The organism is Pseudoduganella ginsengisoli, assembly GCF_009720865.1.
Taxonomy (GTDB): Bacteria; Pseudomonadota; Gammaproteobacteria; order Burkholderiales; family Burkholderiaceae_D; genus Rugamonas; species Rugamonas ginsengisoli.
Map to the genome: position 1 here is coordinate 480,140 of NZ_WNLA01000001.1, position 19,748 is coordinate 499,887.

Below are 19,748 nucleotides of genomic sequence, written 5' to 3' on the forward strand. Positions count from 1 at the left end.
ACAACATTTTTTAGAGTTGTTGTACTAGTACCACATTGATTGGGATGGAGGCGCGGGCCTCCACGGCGCCTAGCATACAAAAAAAAAGCGCACCGTGAAGGTGCGCTTTCAATCTTTGTCACAGCACCGGTCGTTTGGCGCCTCCGTAGCAAGCTTGTGGCTGCCTCCGGTGGTCTTCCAACGACATACTGTATGCCGTGTGTCTCCTCAAGTATATTCGCGGTATTGGCTACCGTTATTATTTACTCTCCCCACTAAAACCTTGTGCCTGACGGCGTGTCCTTTGCTCGCCAGCTGCATATTGATATACGGCCATGACTGCTGGAGCGACGCCATCATAACTGAACCTGAAAAATTTTTGCTGTATTTTTTGAAGCAATTATATTTTTCATTCAGGAGTAAATTAAGTTAGGCAACCAGGTGGAAATTTGTGGTATGTATGTCACCACCAGTAAGAAAATGAGCATGGTCAACAGCCATGGCCACACGGCCACCGTGAGTTCCGTGATCCCCATTTTCGTGATGCCGGACGCCACATACAGGTTCAACCCAACCGGCGGATGGCACATCCCCACTTCCATGTTTACCACGATCAAGATGCCGAAATGCACAGGATCGATGCCCAGCTTCATCGCCACCGGGAACAGGATGGGGGCCATGATCAAGACAATGGACGATGGTTCCATGACGTTCCCTGCCAGCAACAGCAGGATGTTCACCACCAGCAAGAAGGTAATCACCCCCAAGCCTTGCCCCGTCAGCCATTCAGCCATTGCTTGCGGAATATTTTCACTGGTCATCAGGAACGAGAACAGCACGGCGTTGGTAATGATGTACAGCAGCATGGCCGACATGGACGCGGAATCCAGCAAAACCTTGCCCACTTGCTTAAGGCGCAAGTCCTTGTAGACAAACACGGCAATAAAGAACGCATACACGGCTGCCATGGCAGCCGCTTCCGTCGGCGTGAAAGCGCCGGAATAAATTCCGCCCATGACGATCAGGATCAGCAGCAAGCCCCACGCGCTGGCGCGGAACGTGCGCCACCGTTCACTCCAGGTGGCCTTGGGCATGCGCGGGTAATTGTGCTTGCGCGCCAAATACCACGTGGTCAGCCCCAGCAGGAAAGCCAGCATCACGCCAGGCACCACGCCGGCCATGAACAGCTTGCCAACCGACGTATTGGTGGTCACGGAATACATCACCATGACGATCGACGGCGGGATCAGGATGCCCAGCGCGCCGGAAGTGGTGATCACGCCCGCGCCGAAATTCTTTGGATACCCCTGGCGCACCATGGCCGGCAGGATAATGGAACCAATCGCCACCACTGTGGCTGGCGACGAACCGGATACGGCAGCAAACAGCGCACAGGCCAGTACGCCGGCCAATGCCAGGCCGCCGTGCCAGTGGCCCACCATCGACGTGGCGAAATTGATCATGCGCCGCGCCACGCCACCGTGCGTGAGGAAATTGCCAGCCAGGATAAAGAACGGGATCGCCATGATCTCGAACTTTTCAATACCCGTGAACAGCTTGAGCGCCACGGATTCGATCGGCACTTGCGTCATGGTGAACAAGAACGTCAAGACCGTCAGGCCCAGCGAAATCGAAATCGGCATGCCGGTCAGCATCAGCACCAGCAACAGGACAAAAATAATGGCGGCGTTCATGCTTGCGTTCCTTCCTGTTCCAGGCCTTCGACGTGCGAGTGGTCATGTTTGGGCAGGTGGCCGGTACGGATGAACTGCACCATCACTTGCAGGAAGCGGAAACACATCAGGTAAGAGCCGCTGGGCACGGCCAGGTACACGATCCACATCGGCACTTCCAGGTCGGCCGACGTCTGGTCGGTGTGGCCGATTTCCCACACAAAGCTGGCGCCCAGTGTGCCGACGATGCCGGTAAACAGCGCGCCGGCCAGCAAGCCGAAAATGATGAATTTATTACGCAACGGCGTACTGAGGCGGTTAATCAGCACGTCGACGCCCACGTGGATGCCGGTGCGCACGCCATACGCGGCGCCAAACTTCGCCATCCACACGAACATGTAGATGCACAGCTCTTGCGCCCAGCTGGTATTGATTTGTATGAGCCAGTCTTGCAGCCCAGGTATCGGCAAACCAGCCAGGTAGCGGTGTACCACCGCAACGAAAATGATGCAGGTGGCCAGCGCCATCAAGGTCGCAATCAGCCACTCTTCCAGGTGATCGAGGAATTTCATCAGGTGAGGTCTTTCCCGTAAGTGGGGGAAACAGCGGGATGTGCGGCAGCCGCCCCGTACAGGCGGGCCGGCCAGCGCCGGACCTGCCGTGTTGCAATGCTGACCTGGCCTTGCCAGGTATTACTTCGCGGCTTCCTTGTTGATCGCTTCGATCAAATCCTTGCCGATCCGGCCCTGCATGTCTTTTTGTACCGGCAACAGCGCCTTGCGCCACTCAGCCTGTTCCTTTGCGCTTGGCGTATAGATTTCCGTCTTGCCGGCTTTCTTGATGGCTTCCAGCGCCAAGTCATTGTCGCGCTGGGCAATGGCTTTTTCAAACGTGGTGGCCTCGCGCATGGCGCCTTCCAGCGCCGTACGGACGTCTGCCGGCAAGCCATCCCAGAACTTCTTGTTGACGATCACCGCATACCCCAGGTAGCCGTGATTGGACACCGTCACGTGCTTTTGCACTTCATGCATCTTTTGCGTGTACATGTTCGACGGCGGGTTTTCCGTGCCGTCGACCACGCCCGTCTGCAGCGCCTGGTACACCTCAGAGAACGCCAGTACTTGCGGGTTCGCGCCCAGCGCCCGCATTTGCGCATCGAGCACCTTGGACGACTGGATGCGCATCTTCAAGCCTTTGAAGTCCGCCGGCATGTGCAGCGGCTTGTTGGCCGACATCACCTTGAAGCCGTTATCCCAATAGGCCAGGCCGGTAATGCCCTTGCCTTCCAGCTTTTTCAGCAAGCCCTTCCCAATCGGCCCTTCAGTGACGTTGTACAGCGCAGTCTTGTTGGGGAAAATATAGGGCAAGTCAAAGACTTCGAACTCCTTCACGCCCAGCGGCCCGAACTTCGCCAGCGACGGCGCCAGCATTTGCACCGCGCCCAGCTGCAGTGCTTCCAATTCTTCCTTGTCTTTATACAACTGGCTGTTCGGGTACAGTTCGACCTTGACGCGGCCCTTGGTGGCTTTCTCCGCCAATTCCTTGAAACGCTCGGCGGCCTGGCCTTTGGGCGTATCAGTCGCCACCACGTGGCTGAACTTAATGACAATCGGATTTTGCGCAAAAGCGCTGAAGCTGGCTACCGCGCACAATACTGCCAAGGCTGGTTTGAAATTCATCGAGGGTAGTCTCCGTATTAGTAGAATCACTTATTATGTCTTTACCCAGCAGTTTCTTCCTATACCATAACAAAATACAACTGTGGAAACCCACAATATCCGATCTGCCGCAGCCGAATATGCTCGGGTCATGAATTCGCACATCGCCCCTCAATCCGCTGGCGCCACAGTGCCGCCGGGGCGCTTTGCCAGTCCGTGGCGCTGGCTGCTGCCGGTGGTGCTGGTGTTGTTTTTCCTTGCTGTCCTGATCTGGCTGCCCTGGCAGGCACGCCAGATGGAACGCAACGAACGCCAGGAACAGTTAATTGCCGACACGCTGTGGGTGGAGCAGACCATCCGCTTCCAGTTGGGCCGCCATGAGGAAGCATTGCGCACGCTGGCTGCAGATATTGGCTCCGGGCGCGCCGCACGCGACAGCTTGCAGGCGCAAATGGCGCGCCTGCTGCGCAATGGCCGTGAATTGCAGCGCGTGCAGTGGATTGATGAACAGGGCCGGATCCAGGCCAGCAGCGACGGTGCAGTGGCCCCGGATTCCGTAGTAGCCCGCCTGGATGCGCAAGCGCGCGACGCGGCCGACCACGCGCGGCGGGCCCGCCGCGGTGTCTATAGCCAGAGCACGCCGCAAGGGGCCGGTTCAGCCACCATTGACTATTACACGCCCATCTGGCGTGGCGAGCAATACCTGGGCTCGCTGGCCGCCACCTTTGACGCCAACGCCATTCTCGATGAGATGGTGCCGTGGTGGTTCGCGCAGGATAACCAGATCTCGCTGCTGGACCGCGATGACAAAGTGCTGGCGCGGCGCACCGCGGCCGGTCCCGGCCATGGCGTCTATACCCACAAGCGGGCGCTGGACTTGCCCGGCGCCGTCGTGACCCTGATGACCGACAGCGTCAAGAGCGAGCCCAAGCTGCTGCCGAATTTGCTGGTGGGTTCCGTCATCGTGCTGTCGCTGGGGTTGCTGTGGAGCCTGATTGCGCTATGGATCCACATTTCACGCAGGCTGCAGGCGGAGGGCGCGCTGCGCCAGCAAATGCTGTTCCGCACGGCGATGGAAAATTCGCTGGTGACGGGCTTGCGGGCGCGCGACCTGGAAGGCCGCGTCACATATGTGAACCCGGCGTTTTGCCAGATTGTCGGCTACCCCGCCGATGAACTGGTGGGCCGCAAGCCGCCGATGCCATACTGGGCGCCGGAAGCCATCGGCGAATACCAGCACCGCTTTGCCGGCATCCTGGCCGGCAACGTGGAACCGCAGGTGGAAACCGTGTTCGTACGGCCGGATGGCACCCGCATCCCGGTACTGATCTTTGAAGCGCCGCTGGTCGATAGCGATGGCAAGCAGACCGGCTGGATGGGATCCATCCTCGATATTTCCGACCGCAAGCGCATTGAAGAATTGAACCGCCAGCAGGAAGAAAAACTGCAAACCAGCGCGCGCCTGGCCACCATGGGTGAAATGGCGTCAATGCTGGCGCATGAATTGAACCAGCCGCTGGCCGCAATTTCCAGCTATACGACTGGCGCGCTGAACATGATGGCGCGCGCCGACAGCAAAGGCGAAGCCCTGGATTGCAAGGTGTTGAAACCCGCGCTGGAACAGGCGGGCGCGCAAGCGCAGCGGGCCGGCCAGATCATCCGCAGCGTGCACGAATTCGTCAAGAAGCGCGAACCGCAGCGGCAGGAAGTCGCCGTGCAATCGCTGCTGGACAGCATCGGCGCGCTGATCGAACTACAGACCCGCAACAAGCATGTGAACTTGCAAGTGGTGATTCCGGCAGATTTGCCGCCGGTGCTGGCCGACCGCGTGATGGTGGAGCAGGTGCTGCTGAACCTGACCCGCAATGCCATTGAAGCCATGGCGCACGTGCCGCCGGAACGGCGCATGCTGCGCATCGCGGCCACCCTTGACGCGGCAACGGGCATGGTGGCAGTCGAAGTGGCCGACCAGGGCCATGGCATTCCCGACGACGTGGCCGAACGCCTGTTTTCACCATTCTTCTCGACCAAAGCTGAAGGCATGGGCATGGGCTTGAATGTGTGCCGCACGGCGATTGAATTCCACGGCGGCACCCTGACCCACCGCGCCAATCCCGGCGGCGGCACCATCTTTACCTTTACGCTGCCGGCTGCCGTGACCGCCGCAGCGGCAACTTGAAAGGATTTAACCATGCTGCACATCGTGGATGACGAAGCCGTAGTACGGGATTCGCTGTCATGGCTGGCTTCATCGCGCGCCATTCCTGCCAAAGCCTATGGCACGGTCGCTGAATTTTTGGCCTGGGTGGAGAAAGGCGAATTCGATGCGCAAGGCGACTGCCTGCTGCTCGATGTGCGGATGCCGGAAATGAATGGCATGGCCGTGTTCGACCAGCTCGCTGCGCGCAACGTCACGCAGCGCTTGCCCGTGATTTTCCTGACGGGCCACGGCGACGTGCCGATGGCGGTCGATACGCTGAAACGGGGAGCGTTTGATTTCTTTGAAAAGCCGTTCAACGATAACCAGTTGATGGACCGGGTCGAAGAAGGCTTGGCCAACTCGCGCCAGGCCAGTGAAAAGGCGGCCATCCACGCGCGGCTGGCCACGCTGTCGCAGCGGGAACGGGAAGTGCTGGATTTGATTTTGGCCGGGAAAATGAACAAGGTGGTGGCCGATGAACTGGGCATTTCCATGCGTACGGTGGAAGTGCACCGCGCGCATATCTTTGACAAGATGCAGGTGAAGACGGCGGTGGAATTGGCGGGATTATTGAAATAACGGAGTTAGCGATGCTGTGCGAGCGCCCACTCGGTATGCTCGCGCACCAACGCGGAGGGGTGCTCCAGCTTCGCCTGCAATGCCGCGACAATCTGCGGATCGCCTTTCGCCCCCATCGCCGCCGCATTCCCTAATCCCACGGCCAGATTGCGCAGCCACCGCTCATGCCCGATGCGGCGGATCGGCGACCCTTCCATGCGCTGGTTGAATTCCGCTTCCGTCCACGCAAACAATTCCACCATGCCCGCGCCGCCTAAACCGTGACGCTCATCGAAATCCGGCAGCACGGCGCGCTGCGCGAACTTGTTCCACGGGCACGCCGTCTGGCAATCGTCGCAGCCATACACGCGGTTGCCGATCAACGGACGCAACTCTACGGGAATCGCGTTTTTCAATTCAATGGTCAGGTATGAAATGCAGCGCCGCGCATCAAGCCGGCCCGGTCCCAGGATGGCCTGGGTCGGGCACGCAGTGATGCAGGCGCTGCACTGGCCGCAGCGGGCATCGGCCGGCGTATCGACCGGCAGCGGGATATCCACCAGGATTTCCCCCATGAAGAACATGGAGCCGGCGCTGCGGTTCAGCAGCAACGTATGCTTGCCGCGCCAGCCCAGCCCGGACTTTTCCGCCAGCGGCAATTCCATCACGGGGGCGGAATCCGTAAACACGCGGAAACCGAACGGACCGATCGCTTGCTGGATACGGTCCGCCAATTGCTGCAAGCGGGCCCGCAGCACCTTGTGGTAATCGCGGCCCCGCGCATAGACGGAAATCACGGCAGCCTGCGGATCGTGCGTGCGGGCGATTTCCCGGGCGCGCCAGTCGTCATCTTGCGAAGCCGGCAAATAATCCATGCGGGCGGTAATCACGCGCACCGTGCCCGGCACCAGTTCGGCCGGACGGGCACGCTTCATGCCGTGCGCGGCCATATAATCCATTTCGCCGTGCATGCCCGCGTCCAGCCACGCTTGCAGCCCCGCTTCCGCGTGCGACAAATCAATGTCGGCAATGCGCAACTCGGCAAACCCCAGCGCGCGTCCCCATTCCTTGATGGAACTTGCCAGTTCGTCTAAATTGTAAGAATCGGAAATTGCAGCGGACATTGGTTTTAAAATTGCGGCATACCAGTACAAACCACCATTTTACAGACTGACGCTATGCAGCACTTCAAATCCCACCTCCATGACGAAGCCGGCACCGCTGCCCTCGGCGCGGCACTGTCGCGCGCCATTACACCGGGCATGGCCATTTACCTGCACGGCGACCTGGGCGCAGGCAAAACTGCCCTCACCCGCGCGCTGCTGCATGCGGCCGGCCATACGGGCAACGTGAAAAGCCCGACGTATACGCTATCCGAACCCTACAGCGTGAAAATGGAGGGGCGCGACGTCAATGTGATTCATTTTGACTTGTACCGCATGAGCAGCCCGGAAGAATTCCTCGATGCGGGTTTCCGTGAAGATTTCAATGGCGACAATGTTTGCATTGTGGAATGGCCAGAAAAAGCCGGTTCCGTGCTGCCGCCGGCCGATCTCAGCATTTTCCTGGCTGTGGCAGGCGATGGACGTGATGTAGAATTGCAGGCGTCCTCTGCCTTAGGTTTGTCATGCCTGGAACGCCTCAAATTCGCCCCGAATCTCTGACCGGGTCGCCTGCTACGCCTCGCCGTCCTGCCAACCGCCGTACCGTGCTGAAAGCGGGCGGCGCTTTGCTGTTATCCGTCTTTACCCCGCTGCCTGCCGCGGCGGCCCAGATCCTGGCCGTGCGCGTATGGCCGGCGGAAGACTATACCCGCGTCACGCTGGAAAACGACTCGGACTTGAAAGCCACGCACTTGATGGTCAAAGATCCGTACCGGCTGGTGGTCGACATCGAAGGCTTGCAGCTGACGCCGACGCTGAAAAGCCTGGTGGCAAAGATCCAGTCCAACGACCCGTACATCAAGCAAGTGCGCGTGGGCCAGTTCACGCCGACCGTCGTGCGGCTGGTATTCGACTTGAAAGCGGAAGTCAAGCCGCAAGTGTTTACGCTGAAACCGGCCGGCCAGTACAAGCACCGGCTGATCTTTGACTTGTACCCGGTGCAGGAAGCCGACCCGATTGCCGCCATGATTGAAAAAGGCGACTGGAGCGACCAGCCGGGCAGTACGCCTGCGCTGCCGTCCCATCCACCCGCGCCGGCGGTCGCAGCGCCCGGCACGGCGGTGCAAGCCAATCAGGCAACCCAGGCGGCGCAAGCGCCGGTCATCCTGAAGCCGGAACCTGCGCCTGCCCCTGCTCCGGCCGCGCCTCCGGCAGAAGCGCCGGCCAAGGGCGAACCGCCGCCCAAAACCGAAGCGCTGGCGCAGCGTACGCCGCCGGCGGAAAAACATGCGGACAAGCCGCCGAAGGTCACGCGCATGATTACCGTGGTGCTCGACCCGGGCCATGGCGGCGAAGACCCGGGCGCGCTGGGCGCCACCGGCTTGCGTGAAAAAGACGTGGTGCTGGCCATTGCCAAGCGCTTGAAAGGCCGCATCGAACAGCATCCAAACATGCGCGTGATGCTGACGCGCGACGGCGATTATTTTGTGCCGCTGGGCACGCGCGTGGAAAAAGCCCGCAAGGTGCAGGCCGACTTGTTTGTGTCGATCCACGCAGATGCATTCAACCAGCCATCGGCGCGCGGTTCGTCCGTGTTCGTGCTGTCTGAAAAAGGCGCCAGCTCCAGCGCGGCGCGCTGGCTGGCCAACAAGGAAAACGAGGCCGACAACATTGGCGGCGTCAATGTGCAGCGCCATGATCCGCAAGTGGCCAGCGTGCTGCTGGACTTGTCGACGACGGCGCAAATCACGGACAGCCTGAAACTGGGCAAGGCCGTGCTGGGTGAAATCGGCGGCATCAACCGCCTGCACCGGGGCGCTGTCGAACAAGCCGGCTTTGCCGTGCTGAAGGCGCCGGACATTCCATCGATCCTGATTGAAACCGCGTTCATTTCAAATCCGGAAGAAGAAGCCAAACTGCGCGACCTTGATTACCAGGAAAAGCTGGCAGACGCCGTCATGTCCGGCATCCGCCACTATTTCGCGAAAAACCCGCCGCTCGCCAAGAGCCGCACCGTCTAAACACCTGGGTGCCGGGCCTTCAGGCCGGGCATCCACCTATTAAGGACTTTCATGATCAGCAAGGAAACCGTGGGCGCCCTGCCCGCCATCCGCATTACCGCGCCAGACGGCGCCCAGGCCCTGGTGGCGCTGTATGGCGCGCATTTGCTGTCATGGAAAACCCCGGATGGCCGCGAGCGGCTGTTCATGTCGGAGCGCTCGCCGCTCGATGGCAGCGCGGCCATTCGCGGCGGCGTGCCGGTGATCTTCCCGCAATTTGCCACGCGCGGCGATGGCCAGCGCCATGGCGTGGCGCGCCTGTCGGCGTGGCAGCTGGGCAGCACGGGCGATGAGGGCAACCAGGCGTCCGCGGAATTCCTGCTGACGCAGGACGATGTGCCTTCCAGCCTCGCACAAGGCTGGCCGCACCGCTTTGCGTTGAGCCTGCGCTTTACGCTGGATGGCGACACGTTGCGCATGGATTACCACGTGCACAACACGAGCGGCGCCAGCTGGGATTTCGCGTGCGCGCTGCACACGTATTATGCGGTGGGCGAATTCACGAAGACGTCGCTGCATGGCTTAGCCTGCGGCACAGTCAACTTTGCCGATGCGCTGGACGATATCCACCCTGCCACCGCAGCGCTGGAATTGCAGACGGCAGACAGCCGCCTGCGATTGCAACAGCAGGGCTTTACGGAGTGGGTGGTGTGGAATCCGGGCGCCAAGGGCGCGGCGGCCATTGCCGATCTGGCGGACCATGAACACAGCGCCTTCCTGTGCATCGAACCCGCCCGCGTGGACAAGAAACCGCTGGCGGCCGGCGCCGAGTGGCGCGGCACGCACAGCGTGACGGTATTGCGGGCCTGACCCGGACCACACCGCTTCCGCCATTCCTGGACCTATAGGGAGGGGCTGTACAAGCCCGCCCTATGTTATTACATGGATTCCTTGATCATCCGGCCAGAAGTGGGCTGGATCGGCCGTGCATTGAGCGGATACAGCCGCGAGAACAGCGCCATCTGCGCCGGCGACGCCTGCACCGGTTCCTTCATCACCAGCCACAGCACATTTTCCGTGCAAGGCGGCGTCGTCAGCGATCCCATGTACGTGTAATAGTCGCGCCGCTGCGGCAGCAAATCATTCGGGTCCAGCACAATGGCAGGCGCCGACACGTCGCCTTTTTCCAGCGGCAGGTTATTCCACACGGTCTGGATCGCCGGTTGCGGTTTGCCGCGCTCCAGCAGCAGCGCCAGCACCGCGTAGCGGCCCTCGCCATCCTTGTGCACCAGGTGCACCACCATTTCAAAGCCCTTGCCGTTAATGCGCTCTTCCGATGGCCGGTGGAAGTGGAATTGCACCAGTTCATAGGCGCGGTTGCCCACGGTGATGAAATTTCCGCCGCCCATCGTCACTTGCACGGTGTGGCCGTTATCCTGCACATTGAAGGCCGACGGGTGGTAATCAAACGCGATCTGTTCCAGTTCGACTTTCATGCCATCGCGGATATCAATCGGCGACTGGCGGTTCCCCATGCTGCATTTGATCCAGTCGGAATTGATCTTGTGCCAGTTGGCCGGGCCGATTTCACCTTCGTACCCCCACACGGTGCCATTGGCGCGCGGCGGCGGCATCAGGGCCAGCGCTTTGGCACGCGCGTCCGCTTCCTTCTTGGCCTTGGCAGCGGCGGCGGCACGGGCGGCCTGCTGCGCCTTCATGGCGGCCAGTTTCTCGGCAATACGGGCTTGCAGCTCCGCTTCCGCCTGTTCTTCCTTTTCCCGCTCAGTCAATGGCCGCGGCTTGCCGCCGGCTTTGGTCTTGCCGTCGCCTTTTTCATCATCCTTGCCATAACGGCTAGACGACGCATTGCCGCCACCTACTTTCATGGGGCTGACAGGGCGGATACCGTCGAGACTGGCTCTAAATCTGATTGCGTTCGGTGACGCATACGTGCTGTCGGCAGCGCTGGCCACGGATACCATGTGGGCAGCACACCAGCAGGCAATCAGGGCGATGAGGTTACGCATGAGATTCCAGGGATGAATACTTACCCCGGTATACGGTTGCACGGAAGGAAAACTTGAGATGTGCAGGACGAAATTCATCCTGCACACGCAGAAAGGGCGGCATGGCGCCGCCCTCGGGGAAGATCAGCGGCCGGCTGCGCGGCGGCGGTTCAGCATGCGGCGGCAAAGTTTCCACACAGCACCTAATGCCAGCGGCCCCAGCGCCAACCCCACCCCGACCATGACAATGGTGGTCAAATGGTCGCGTACGATGGGCACGTTGCCAAAGATATAGCCCGCCACCGTCAGCGACACGACCCACGCCACGGCGCCCGCGATATTAAACATCTGGAACCGCGAAAAACTCATGTCCGACACACCGGCCACGAATGGCGCGAAGGTGCGCACCACGGGGATGAAACGGGCCAGGATAATGGTTTTGCCGCCGTGCTTTTCAAAGAACATGTGGGTGCGGTTCAGCGCATCCTTGTCGATCCAGCGGTAATTGTGCGTGAACACGCGCTGCCCGATGGCTTCGCCTATCCAGTAATTCGTCGTATTGCCCGTCACTGCCGCCGTAATCAGCAGCGCGATCAGCGCTGGCAAGTTCATCTGGTCCGTCGCGCACAGGGCGCCGGCAATGAACAGCAGGGTGTCACCTGGGAAGAAAAACAAGACCACCAGCCCTGTTTCCGCGAAGATAATGAAGAACAACACCAGGTAAATCAGAGTGCCGTACTGCGAAATCAGCATGTCCAGCGACTTGTCGACATGCACGAGCATGTCCAGTAATTGCATGAAATCCATAAAATTCCCGAAAGGTAGCGCCGGAATCATACACCACACTGAGCAGTGATTTACAATCCAGACACATTAAAACCCGGAGATCCCCTGCATGCACGCGAACACCCCCGCTCTGCTTGCCGCGCTCGCGCTGACCAGCGCCATCGCACAAGCTGCCGAACCTGCCCCTGCCGCCAAGCCCAACAAATTATCCGCCAGCGATGTCATCAAGGCATCCCAGCCTTCCGAATGGCGGCCCCTCGATCCCGCCAACACGCTGTACATGGATTTGCCCAATGGGCGCGTGGTGATCGAACTGGCGCCGGACTTTGCCCCGAAGACCACGGCCAACATCCGCACACTGGTCAAAGAACACTATTTTGACGGTTTGGTAGTCTTGCGGTCGCATGATAACTATGTCGCGCAATGGGGGGATGCAGATGAGAAAAATCCTCGCCCGCTGGGCTCCGCATTGAAAACCGTGCCGGCCGAGTTCACCGTGCCGATGTCCAATGACAAGCATTTCACGCGCTTGCCAGACCGGGACGGCTACGCGCCGCAAGTGGGCCATTCGAACGGCTTCCCCGTGGGACGCGATCCGAAGTCCAAAACCACGTGGCTGGCGCACTGCTATGGCATGGTCGGCGTGGGCCGCGACGTGGAAGCCGACAGCGGCAACGGCAGTTCGTTGTACGCCGTGACGGGCCATGCGCCGCGCCACCTGGACCGCAATATCACGGTGGTGGGCCGCGTCGTGTCCGGCATGCCTCTGTTGTCCAGCCTGCCACGGGGCACGGGCCCGCTGGGCTTCTATGAAAAACCGGAACAAAATGTGCCCATCAAATCCGTGCGGCTGGCTGCCGATGTGCCGGAAGCGGAACGCTCGCACCTGGAAGTCATGCGCACGGATTCAGCCAGCTTCAAGGCCGTGGCGGAATCGCAGCGTAACCGCCCGGGCCCGTGGACCAAAGTCCCGGCCGGCTACATCGAGCTGTGCAACGTGACGATCCCCGTCCGCGAACAGGCCCGCTGATTTTGGCCCGGTGCGGGTGATTTATAATGGCAGGATGAACGCCCCTGCCACCGAACCCATCACCCCGCGCCCCATCCAGGCCCTGCCCGACCAGCTGATTTCCCAGATCGCCGCCGGCGAAGTCGTCGAGCGGCCGTCCGCCGTCGTCAAGGAATTGCTGGAAAACGCACTGGACGCGGGTTCCACGCAAGTCACCGTGCGGCTGGAAGAAGGCGGCGTCAAACGCATCGCCATCACCGATAACGGACGCGGCATTCCACCCGACCAGATGCCGCTGGCGCTGGCGCGCCACGCGACGTCGAAAATCGCGTCGCTGGACGACCTGGAACATGTGGGCACCCTGGGCTTCCGCGGCGAAGCGCTGGCGTCCATCGCGTCGGTTGCCTATGTCACGCTGACCACCCGCACGGCCGACGCCCCGCACGCGTGGGAACTGGTCGGTTCGCACCTGGGCACCGTGACGCCGTCATCCGGCCCCACCGGCACCACGGTGGACGTGCGCGACCTGTACTACAACACGCCGGCCCGCCGCAAGTTCCTGAAATCCGAGCAAACGGAATATGGCCACTGCGCGGAAGTGGTGCGCCGCATTGCGCTGGCGCGTCCGGATGTCGCCTTCACGCTGACGCACAATGGCCGCACGGTCGAACACTGGAACGTCAGTGAAATTGCCCGCCGCAGCGCGCAAATCCTCGGCGACGGCTTTGCCGGCGCGCGCCTGCCGCTCGATGAAACCGTCGGTCCGCTGCGCATCCGTGGCTTTGTCGGCTTGCCGACTGCATCGAAAGCCCGCGCCGATGGCCAGTTCTTTTATGTCAACGGCCGCTTCGTACGCGACAAAGTGCTGATGCACGCCGTGCGCGCCGCCTATGAAGACGTGCTGCACGGCGACCGCTTCCCGTCTTACGTGCTGTCGCTGGACATGGACCCGGCGCTGGTGGACGTCAACGTGCACCCGTCGAAAATCGAAGTGCGCTTCCGCGACAGCCGCGCCGTGCACCAGTGCGTGTTCCATGCCGTGCAGCGTGCGCTGGCCGCCACGTCGGCCACGTCGCACGGCAATACGCCATCGCCGCTGCCGGCTGCCGAGGGCATCGAAGCCACCACGCCGGTGATGCGCCCGCACGAACAGGCATCGTTTGGTTCCATCCTGACGCCGGACTATCCCGCCACGTTCTCGCCCTCGCCATTTGGCCAGCGCCAGGATGAGCGCCGCCATGGCAATTTGCCCGGCGTGGCGCAAAGCATGGAGCGCTATGGGGCGCTGTTCCGCAGCGACGGCGCGGCTGGTGACGACACCGTGGACAACCGTGCCGAAGGCAGCTTTGCCGCGTCGGCCCAGGCCGGCCGCAGCACGTCGTATGCGATCCCGGAAGCCAAGCCGTTTGTCGCATCATCGGCCGCGATGGCGCAGGAAGAATTCCCGCTGGGCTTCGCGCTGGCGCAGCTGCACGGCATTTACATCCTCGCGCAAAACGCCAAGGGGCTGGTGCTGGTCGACATGCACGCGGCGCACGAACGCATCCTGTATGAACAGTTGAAAAATGCGCTGGATGCGCAAGTCGAAGGCCAGGCCATGCAGGTGCAGCAATTGCTGATTCCCGTGACGTTTTATGCGGACGGCGTGGAAGTGGGCACCGTGCATGAGCAGCAGGAGACGCTGAAAGCGCTGGGCTTTGATATTGCCGCGCTGTCGCCCACGACGCTGGCCGTGCGCACCGTACCGGCGCTGTTGAAAAACGCCGACGTGCAAACGCTGGCGCGCGACGTGCTGCGCGACGTGCGCGAATATGGCGGCTCGCGCGTGCTGATCGAGCGCCGTAATGAATTGCTGGGCACCCTCGCCTGCCACACGGCCGTGCGCGCCAACCGCATCTTGTCGGTGCAGGAAATGAATGCGCTGCTGCGCCAGATGGAAAGCACGGAACGCGCGGACCAGTGCAACCATGGCCGTCCGACGTGGGTGCAAGTGGAAATCAGCGCCTTGGATAAGCTGTTCCTGCGCGGCCAATGATGACTAAAACTTTGCAACGCCCGCTGGCCGTGTCCATCATGGGCCCGACTGCTTCCGGCAAAACCGCCGCCGCGCTGGCCATCGCCCAGCGCATCCCGTCTGAAATCATTTCCGTTGATTCCGCGCTGGTGTACCGGGGCATGGATATCGGCACGGCGAAACCGACCCGTGACGAACTGGCCGCCGCGCCGCACCACCTGATCGACATCATCGACCCGCTGGACGCGTATTCAGTCGCGCAATTCCGCACCGATACGTTGCGCCTGGTGGATGACATCGTCGCGCGCGGCAAACTGCCGCTGCTGGTGGGCGGCACCATGCTGTACTTCAAAGGTTTGGCCGATGGCCTCGATGATTTGCCGGGTGCGAATCCTGAAGTGCGCGCGGCACTGGATGAAGAAGCGGCCCGCGATGGCTGGCCCGCGCTGCATGCGCGCCTCGCGCAACTGGACCCGCCGACCGCGGCCCGTTTAAAACCCAACGATGCGCAGCGCATCCAGCGCGCGCTGGAAATCATTACGCTGTCCGGCCAGCCGATGTCCGCGCTGCTGGCGCAAAAGGAAAAAACCACGCTGCCATTTGACGTGCTGCCGCTGGCGCTGGAACCGTCCGACCGCAGCGTGCTGCACGAACGGATCGCGCTGCGCTTCGACAAAATGCTGGCCGACAGCCCGGACGGCAACCTGATCACGGAAGTGGAAGCGCTGCGCAAACGGGGCGACCTGCATCCGGGCTTGCCATCGATCCGCTGCGTGGGCTATCGCCAGGCGTGGGAATACCTGGACGGCACGATTGATTACGCCACCATGCGCGAAACCGGCATCATCGCCACGCGCCAGCTGTGCAAGCGCCAGCTGACGTGGCTGCGCGCCATGCCGGAGCGGGTGGTGATTGACTGCTTGCAGCCGGATGCCGTCAACAGCGTGCTGGGCGCCATTCGCAATCGGTTGGCTCCATAGCCATGCATGCGTCAACGCGGTTCACGCACGGCGGGTTTGGCTGGGCGCCCCCGTAAAACCCGCCCTACGCGGACGCATCCAACCACATGATTTCCCAAATGTGCCCATCCAAATCCTGGTACGCGCGGCCATACATGAAGCCATAATCCTGCGCCGGGCGCGGCTCGGTCGCGCCTGCTTCCAATGCCTTGTTGACCAGCGTATCGACGGCATCGCGGCTTTCCTGCGACAGACAAATCAACACTTCCGTCTGCTTCTTGGCATCGGCGATTTCCGTGGTGGGGATAAAGCCCTTGAACTTTTCATGCGTCAGCAGCATCGCATAAATCGTGTCGGAAATGATCATGCACGTGGCAGTCTCATCGGTGAACTGGGGATTGAACGTATAGCCCAGCTTGGTGAAGAACGCGATGGATTTCTGCAAGTCGCGGACGGGCAAATTGACAAAGATCTTGGTGGCCATGCAAACGTCTCCTGTTATGGAAATGACACGAGGACCGCCAGCATAGCAGCCTCGGCAAAAGCGCGCCGAGACAAATAATTCGCGGGCTGCCTTGACATGGCGCAGCATGAGCGTCGATAATGCTGGCCGTCTTGGTGATATAGCTCAGTTGGTTAGAGCATCGCATTCATAATGCGAGGGTCGCTGGTTCAAGTCCAGCTATCACCACCACAGCTTTTTGATAGGTGGATGCCCGGCCTAAAGGCCCTGCCCCCATGTATCAGCCTCGCTGTTGACAGCCTTTTCAAGAGGCGTCATAATGCATGGCTCTGGTGATATAGCTCAGTTGGTTAGAGCATCGCATTCATAATGCGAGGGTCGCTGGTTCAAGTCCAGCTATCACCACCAGAATTCAAGCCCTGTGCCGGAAACGGTCCAGGGCTTTTTGGTTTTCGCCGGGAGAAAATATGGACCACTCAGGATTGGCTGGCTACATCACTTTTCTGCAAGAAGCCGAACGCTTGAAAGACACGCTGCGCAGCGGCCACACATCCGGCGGGCGCCCGGAAAGCACGGCGGAACACAGTTGGCGGCTGGCGCTGTTTGCCATGCTGCTGGAAGAGGAGTTGCCGGGCCTGGACTTTGCCCGCATCCTCAAATTGTGCGTGATTCACGATTTGGGCGAAGCCATCCATGGCGATATCCCCGCTATCCACCAGACACCCGGCACGCCGGACAAATCCGCCCGCGAACGTGCCGACCTCGCCACCTTGGCCGCACCGCTGCCCGCCCGCCTGCGCGAACAATTGCTGGCGCTATGGGATGAATACGATGCCGCCGCCACGCCGGAAGCGCGCATCGTCAAGGGCCTGGACAAACTGGAAACCATGATCCAGCACAACCAGGGCAACAATCCCCCGGATTTTGATTACGCCTTCAACCTGGATTACGGCACGCAGCATACGGCCCGCCACCCGCTGCTGGCGGCGCTGCGCGAACTGGTAGACGCCACGACGCGCGAACGGGCTGCGGCTCAAACCACCCAATAAAGGCTAGGCCCGCTTCTTGCAAGCGTAAAGACAGTGCGCCATCACGAGTGGCGCCCACGGCATGCGCGCACCAATTTAGCGCATGGCCGCACCAGAAACAGGAGTCTTTATGTCGATCAACCCGCGCCGCCCCGGCCATGTCGTTCTCATCGTAGACGACGCCCCAGAAAACCTTGCCGCCTTGCACGATACGCTGGATGAATCCGGCTATACCGTGCTGGCTGCCACCAGCGGTACTGCCGCACTGGATCAGGCTACCCGTGAATTGCCTGACTTGATCTTGCTCGACGCCACCATGCCGAATATGGATGGCTTTGAAACGTGCCGCCGTCTCCGTACGCAGCAAGCCACGCGCAATATTCCCGTGATTTTCATGACCGGCCCCGTGGAATCCGGCGAAACCGCTGCCGCATTCGATGCGGGCGGCACCGATTACATTACCAAGCCAATCCGGCAAAACGACATGCTGGCGCGCGTAGCGGCCCACATGCCTGCCGCGCGCAAGCAAAACCAGGCGCGCAATGCGATGGATGCGTTTGGCAATGCGCTGCTGGCCGTGACGCCGCACAATGGCCGCATCGTGTGGCAAACACCGCTGGCGCGGCAGTGGATGCAGGAATACTTTGCACTGAAAGGCGCAGGCGGCGGTTCTGAATTGCGCACCATGCCGCTGGCGTTGGCAGCGTGGCTGGCCGCAACGGCGCAAGCGCGCCGCCAGGGGCATGATTATCCGCCGCTGTCCGTCATGCGGGGCGTGTCGCGGCTGGAATTTACCGCAGCTGACCTCAGCAATAACGAGCAATGGATGATCGTGCTGCGCGAAGAATCGGAATGCGCGCAAGTGCAGGCGCTGATGGCGCTGTTCCGGATGACGCTGCGGGAAGCGGAAGTGCTGCACTGGCTGTCGCGGGGGCGGACGACGCAAGACATCGGGTTGCTGCTGGGTGCGACGCCGCAATTGGTGGATTCGTATTGCGCACAGATTTGCAGCAAGCTGCACGTGGAAACGCGCGGGGCAGCGGCAGCGCTGGCAATGGACCGTTTGCGGGCAGGCGTGGCGGAGGCGCTGATCTAAGCCACGGCGCGGATCAATTCAAGGCTTGGCGATTTGCTCGAAGCCTTCAATGATTTCATCGGCATCTTCCGGCCGCACGACCCGCGCCACTTCTTTGCCGTCACGCAGGAAAATCAGCGTCGGCCACAGCTTCACGCGGAACGACCGGCCCAGCACGCGGCCCGGCCCATCTTCCACCTTGAAATGCGGCACCTGTTCGTAACCGTGGTATGCCTGCGCCAGCAGCGGCTGCGCGGAACGGCAATAGCCGCACCAGTTGGTGCCGAATTCCAGCAATGCCGCGCCCTGCAAGGCATCGATGTCGGCACGCGTGGGCGCCGCTTCTTTATACACTGTTTCCATCATTGCTCTCCCTGCTGGGTAGTGTCTACGATTTGGACTTCACCCCGGCGCACGCATCACCGCGCTGTTTGACGGCAATCTTCACGTGGCTGTCGTACTCGCCCCGCTCCGGCGCCTGTTCCACATAACCGATGCTGCGCACCGTCAACTTCGGTTCCACGGCCGCCAGCCAGCGCGGCACGCCGACATCCTTGCGTACATGGCCATTGCCTGCAATCAGCACCACGTCACGCGGCTGCTGCGCCCGCAACAGCTTGGCCATCCAGATATCGCGGGCAATTTGCGCATGAACCATACCCGGCACCATTTCATCGGGCAGCATGCCGCAGTGGCCGGACACGATTTCCTTGCGCTGGCCCTGCACGATATCAGCCGGCAGCGCGTCCTTTAATTTGTAGGCGGCCACCGTGTCGGCATCGAACGACGACGCCACGCCATCGCGCACGACTTTCGATGCATCGGCGCGCGACAGGTTGGCGGCAACCAGCGGCAACTGGTAGCGCAGCGCCAAATCAATAATGGGCTTGTACTGGGCCCAGTCCCAGCGCGGCGATTGCATGACGAGGATCACGCACTGCGCATCGCGGCAATCCTTTTGCGCCTTGTTCAGCAATGCCTGGTTTTCGCGGTCGAACTGTTCCATCGCGATGGCGGGACGCCAGCCCGCGTCCACACGCTGGCGCAATTGTTCATAGCGCAGCTTGTGGCCATCGGCATTGTCATGCACTTCTCCCAGCAACAATACCTGGGGATTAGCCGCTTCAGCGGCGGGACGGCTGCCTGCGCAACCGGACAGTACCGCCGCCACAGCCACAGCCACAGCGGCCGATAATTTCAACGCGCTCATCATTGTTCCTGAAAATGCCCATGCGGA

19 protein-coding genes and 2 tRNA genes are annotated in these 19,748 nt (G+C 61.1%); 12 read left to right on the forward strand and 9 right to left on the reverse strand.

The features are described from left to right. Positions 1–392 precede the first annotated feature (392 nt). The 3 genes from GM668_RS02005 to GM668_RS02015 form a co-directional block, all read right to left on the reverse strand. A complete protein-coding gene (locus GM668_RS02005; protein ID WP_155437246.1) occupies positions 393–1,673 on the reverse strand; it encodes a TRAP transporter large permease in 1,281 nt (426 codons plus the stop codon). Further along, positions 1,670–2,224 (reverse strand): TRAP transporter small permease, encoded by a 555-nt coding sequence (locus GM668_RS02010; RefSeq protein WP_155437247.1) that lies wholly within the window; start codon positions 2,222–2,224, stop codon positions 1,670–1,672. Before GM668_RS02010 ends, GM668_RS02005 begins: the two co-directional genes overlap by 4 nt. A gap of 120 nt (positions 2,225–2,344) precedes the next feature. Continuing rightward, positions 2,345–3,331 (reverse strand): TRAP transporter substrate-binding protein, encoded by a 987-nt coding sequence (locus tag GM668_RS02015; RefSeq protein ID WP_155437248.1) that lies wholly within the window; start codon positions 3,329–3,331, stop codon positions 2,345–2,347. A gap of 130 nt (positions 3,332–3,461) precedes the next feature. Here GM668_RS02015 and GM668_RS02020 point away from each other — a divergent pair, with 130 nt between their 5' ends. Together GM668_RS02020 and GM668_RS02025 are read left to right on the forward strand one after the other, a co-directional pair. Beyond that, positions 3,462–5,489 (forward strand): sensor histidine kinase, encoded by a 2,028-nt coding sequence (locus GM668_RS02020; RefSeq protein ID WP_155437249.1) that lies wholly within the window; start codon positions 3,462–3,464, stop codon positions 5,487–5,489. Between the two features lie 12 nt (positions 5,490–5,501). Then, positions 5,502–6,089 (forward strand): response regulator transcription factor, encoded by a 588-nt coding sequence (locus GM668_RS02025; protein ID WP_155437250.1) that lies wholly within the window; start codon positions 5,502–5,504, stop codon positions 6,087–6,089. 5 nt (positions 6,090–6,094) lie between these two features. Here the strand turns inward: GM668_RS02025 and queG are convergent, their stop codons facing one another. Continuing rightward, the gene (queG, locus tag GM668_RS02030) at positions 6,095–7,192 is read right to left on the reverse strand and encodes a tRNA epoxyqueuosine(34) reductase QueG (protein ID WP_155437251.1); all 1,098 of its coding nucleotides are present in this window, start codon (positions 7,190–7,192) and stop codon (positions 6,095–6,097) included. Between the two features lie 54 nt (positions 7,193–7,246). Between queG and tsaE the strand changes: the two genes are divergently transcribed. From tsaE to GM668_RS02045, 3 genes are read left to right on the forward strand one after another with little or no spacing between them, the layout of a single operon-like run. Next, a complete protein-coding gene (gene tsaE, locus GM668_RS02035) occupies positions 7,247–7,732 on the forward strand; it encodes a tRNA (adenosine(37)-N6)-threonylcarbamoyltransferase complex ATPase subunit type 1 TsaE (RefSeq protein ID WP_155437252.1) in 486 nt (161 codons plus the stop codon). Beyond that, positions 7,696–9,192 (forward strand): N-acetylmuramoyl-L-alanine amidase, encoded by a 1,497-nt coding sequence (locus GM668_RS02040; protein WP_155437253.1) that lies wholly within the window; start codon positions 7,696–7,698, stop codon positions 9,190–9,192. Before tsaE ends, GM668_RS02040 begins: the two co-directional genes overlap by 37 nt. Positions 9,193–9,243: 51 nt before the next feature. After that, a complete protein-coding gene (locus GM668_RS02045) occupies positions 9,244–10,041 on the forward strand; it encodes a D-hexose-6-phosphate mutarotase (RefSeq protein WP_155437254.1) in 798 nt (265 codons plus the stop codon). A gap of 68 nt (positions 10,042–10,109) precedes the next feature. On the opposite strand, the gene GM668_RS02050 is transcribed toward GM668_RS02045, so the two are convergent. Together GM668_RS02050 and GM668_RS02055 are read right to left on the reverse strand one after the other, a co-directional pair. After that, a complete protein-coding gene (locus tag GM668_RS02050; RefSeq protein WP_155437255.1) occupies positions 10,110–11,198 on the reverse strand; it encodes a carbonic anhydrase in 1,089 nt (362 codons plus the stop codon). Between the two features lie 123 nt (positions 11,199–11,321). After that, the gene (locus GM668_RS02055; protein WP_155437256.1) at positions 11,322–11,984 is read right to left on the reverse strand and encodes a VTT domain-containing protein; all 663 of its coding nucleotides are present in this window, start codon (positions 11,982–11,984) and stop codon (positions 11,322–11,324) included. An 88-nt stretch (positions 11,985–12,072) separates the two neighbouring features. Between GM668_RS02055 and GM668_RS02060 the strand changes: the two genes are divergently transcribed. Genes GM668_RS02060 through miaA form a run of 3 tightly spaced genes read left to right on the forward strand, consistent with a single transcriptional unit; the run spans position 12,073 to position 15,966 of the window. Beyond that, positions 12,073–12,993, forward strand: a complete 921-nt coding sequence (locus GM668_RS02060) for a peptidylprolyl isomerase (protein ID WP_155437257.1) — start codon at positions 12,073–12,075, stop codon at positions 12,991–12,993. A 34-nt stretch (positions 12,994–13,027) separates the two neighbouring features. Continuing rightward, on the forward strand, positions 13,028–15,007 hold the full coding sequence (gene mutL, locus GM668_RS02065) for a DNA mismatch repair endonuclease MutL (protein ID WP_155437258.1): 1,980 nt from the start codon (positions 13,028–13,030) through the stop codon (positions 15,005–15,007). Beyond that, the gene (gene miaA / locus GM668_RS02070) at positions 15,004–15,966 is read left to right on the forward strand and encodes a tRNA (adenosine(37)-N6)-dimethylallyltransferase MiaA (RefSeq protein WP_371868606.1); all 963 of its coding nucleotides are present in this window, start codon (positions 15,004–15,006) and stop codon (positions 15,964–15,966) included. Before mutL ends, miaA begins: the two co-directional genes overlap by 4 nt. Positions 15,967–16,030: 64 nt before the next feature. On the opposite strand, the gene GM668_RS02075 is transcribed toward miaA, so the two are convergent. Further along, the gene (locus GM668_RS02075; protein ID WP_155437259.1) at positions 16,031–16,429 is read right to left on the reverse strand and encodes a VOC family protein; all 399 of its coding nucleotides are present in this window, start codon (positions 16,427–16,429) and stop codon (positions 16,031–16,033) included. 133 nt (positions 16,430–16,562) lie between these two features. Here GM668_RS02075 and GM668_RS02080 point away from each other — a divergent pair. The 4 genes from GM668_RS02080 (at position 16,563) to GM668_RS02095 (ending at position 18,532) form a co-directional block, all read left to right on the forward strand. Continuing rightward, positions 16,563–16,639: transfer RNA gene (locus GM668_RS02080), tRNA-Met, on the forward strand. Between the two features lie 100 nt (positions 16,640–16,739). After that, a tRNA-Met gene (locus tag GM668_RS02085) sits at positions 16,740–16,816 on the forward strand. Between the two features lie 59 nt (positions 16,817–16,875). Next, positions 16,876–17,457: an HD domain-containing protein gene (locus tag GM668_RS02090; protein WP_155437260.1), complete on the forward strand. Its 582-nt coding sequence runs from the start codon at positions 16,876–16,878 to the stop codon at positions 17,455–17,457. Between the two features lie 109 nt (positions 17,458–17,566). Beyond that, positions 17,567–18,532: a response regulator gene (locus tag GM668_RS02095; protein WP_155437261.1), complete on the forward strand. Its 966-nt coding sequence runs from the start codon at positions 17,567–17,569 to the stop codon at positions 18,530–18,532. A gap of 18 nt (positions 18,533–18,550) precedes the next feature. Here the strand turns inward: GM668_RS02095 and GM668_RS02100 are convergent, their stop codons facing one another. Beyond that, positions 18,551–18,874 (reverse strand): thioredoxin family protein, encoded by a 324-nt coding sequence (locus tag GM668_RS02100; RefSeq protein ID WP_155437746.1) that lies wholly within the window; start codon positions 18,872–18,874, stop codon positions 18,551–18,553. A gap of 25 nt (positions 18,875–18,899) precedes the next feature. Next, entirely contained in the window at positions 18,900–19,721 is an 822-nt protein-coding gene (locus GM668_RS02105) for a ChaN family lipoprotein (protein ID WP_308506802.1), read from the reverse strand. Positions 19,722–19,748: the final 27 nt, after the last annotated feature.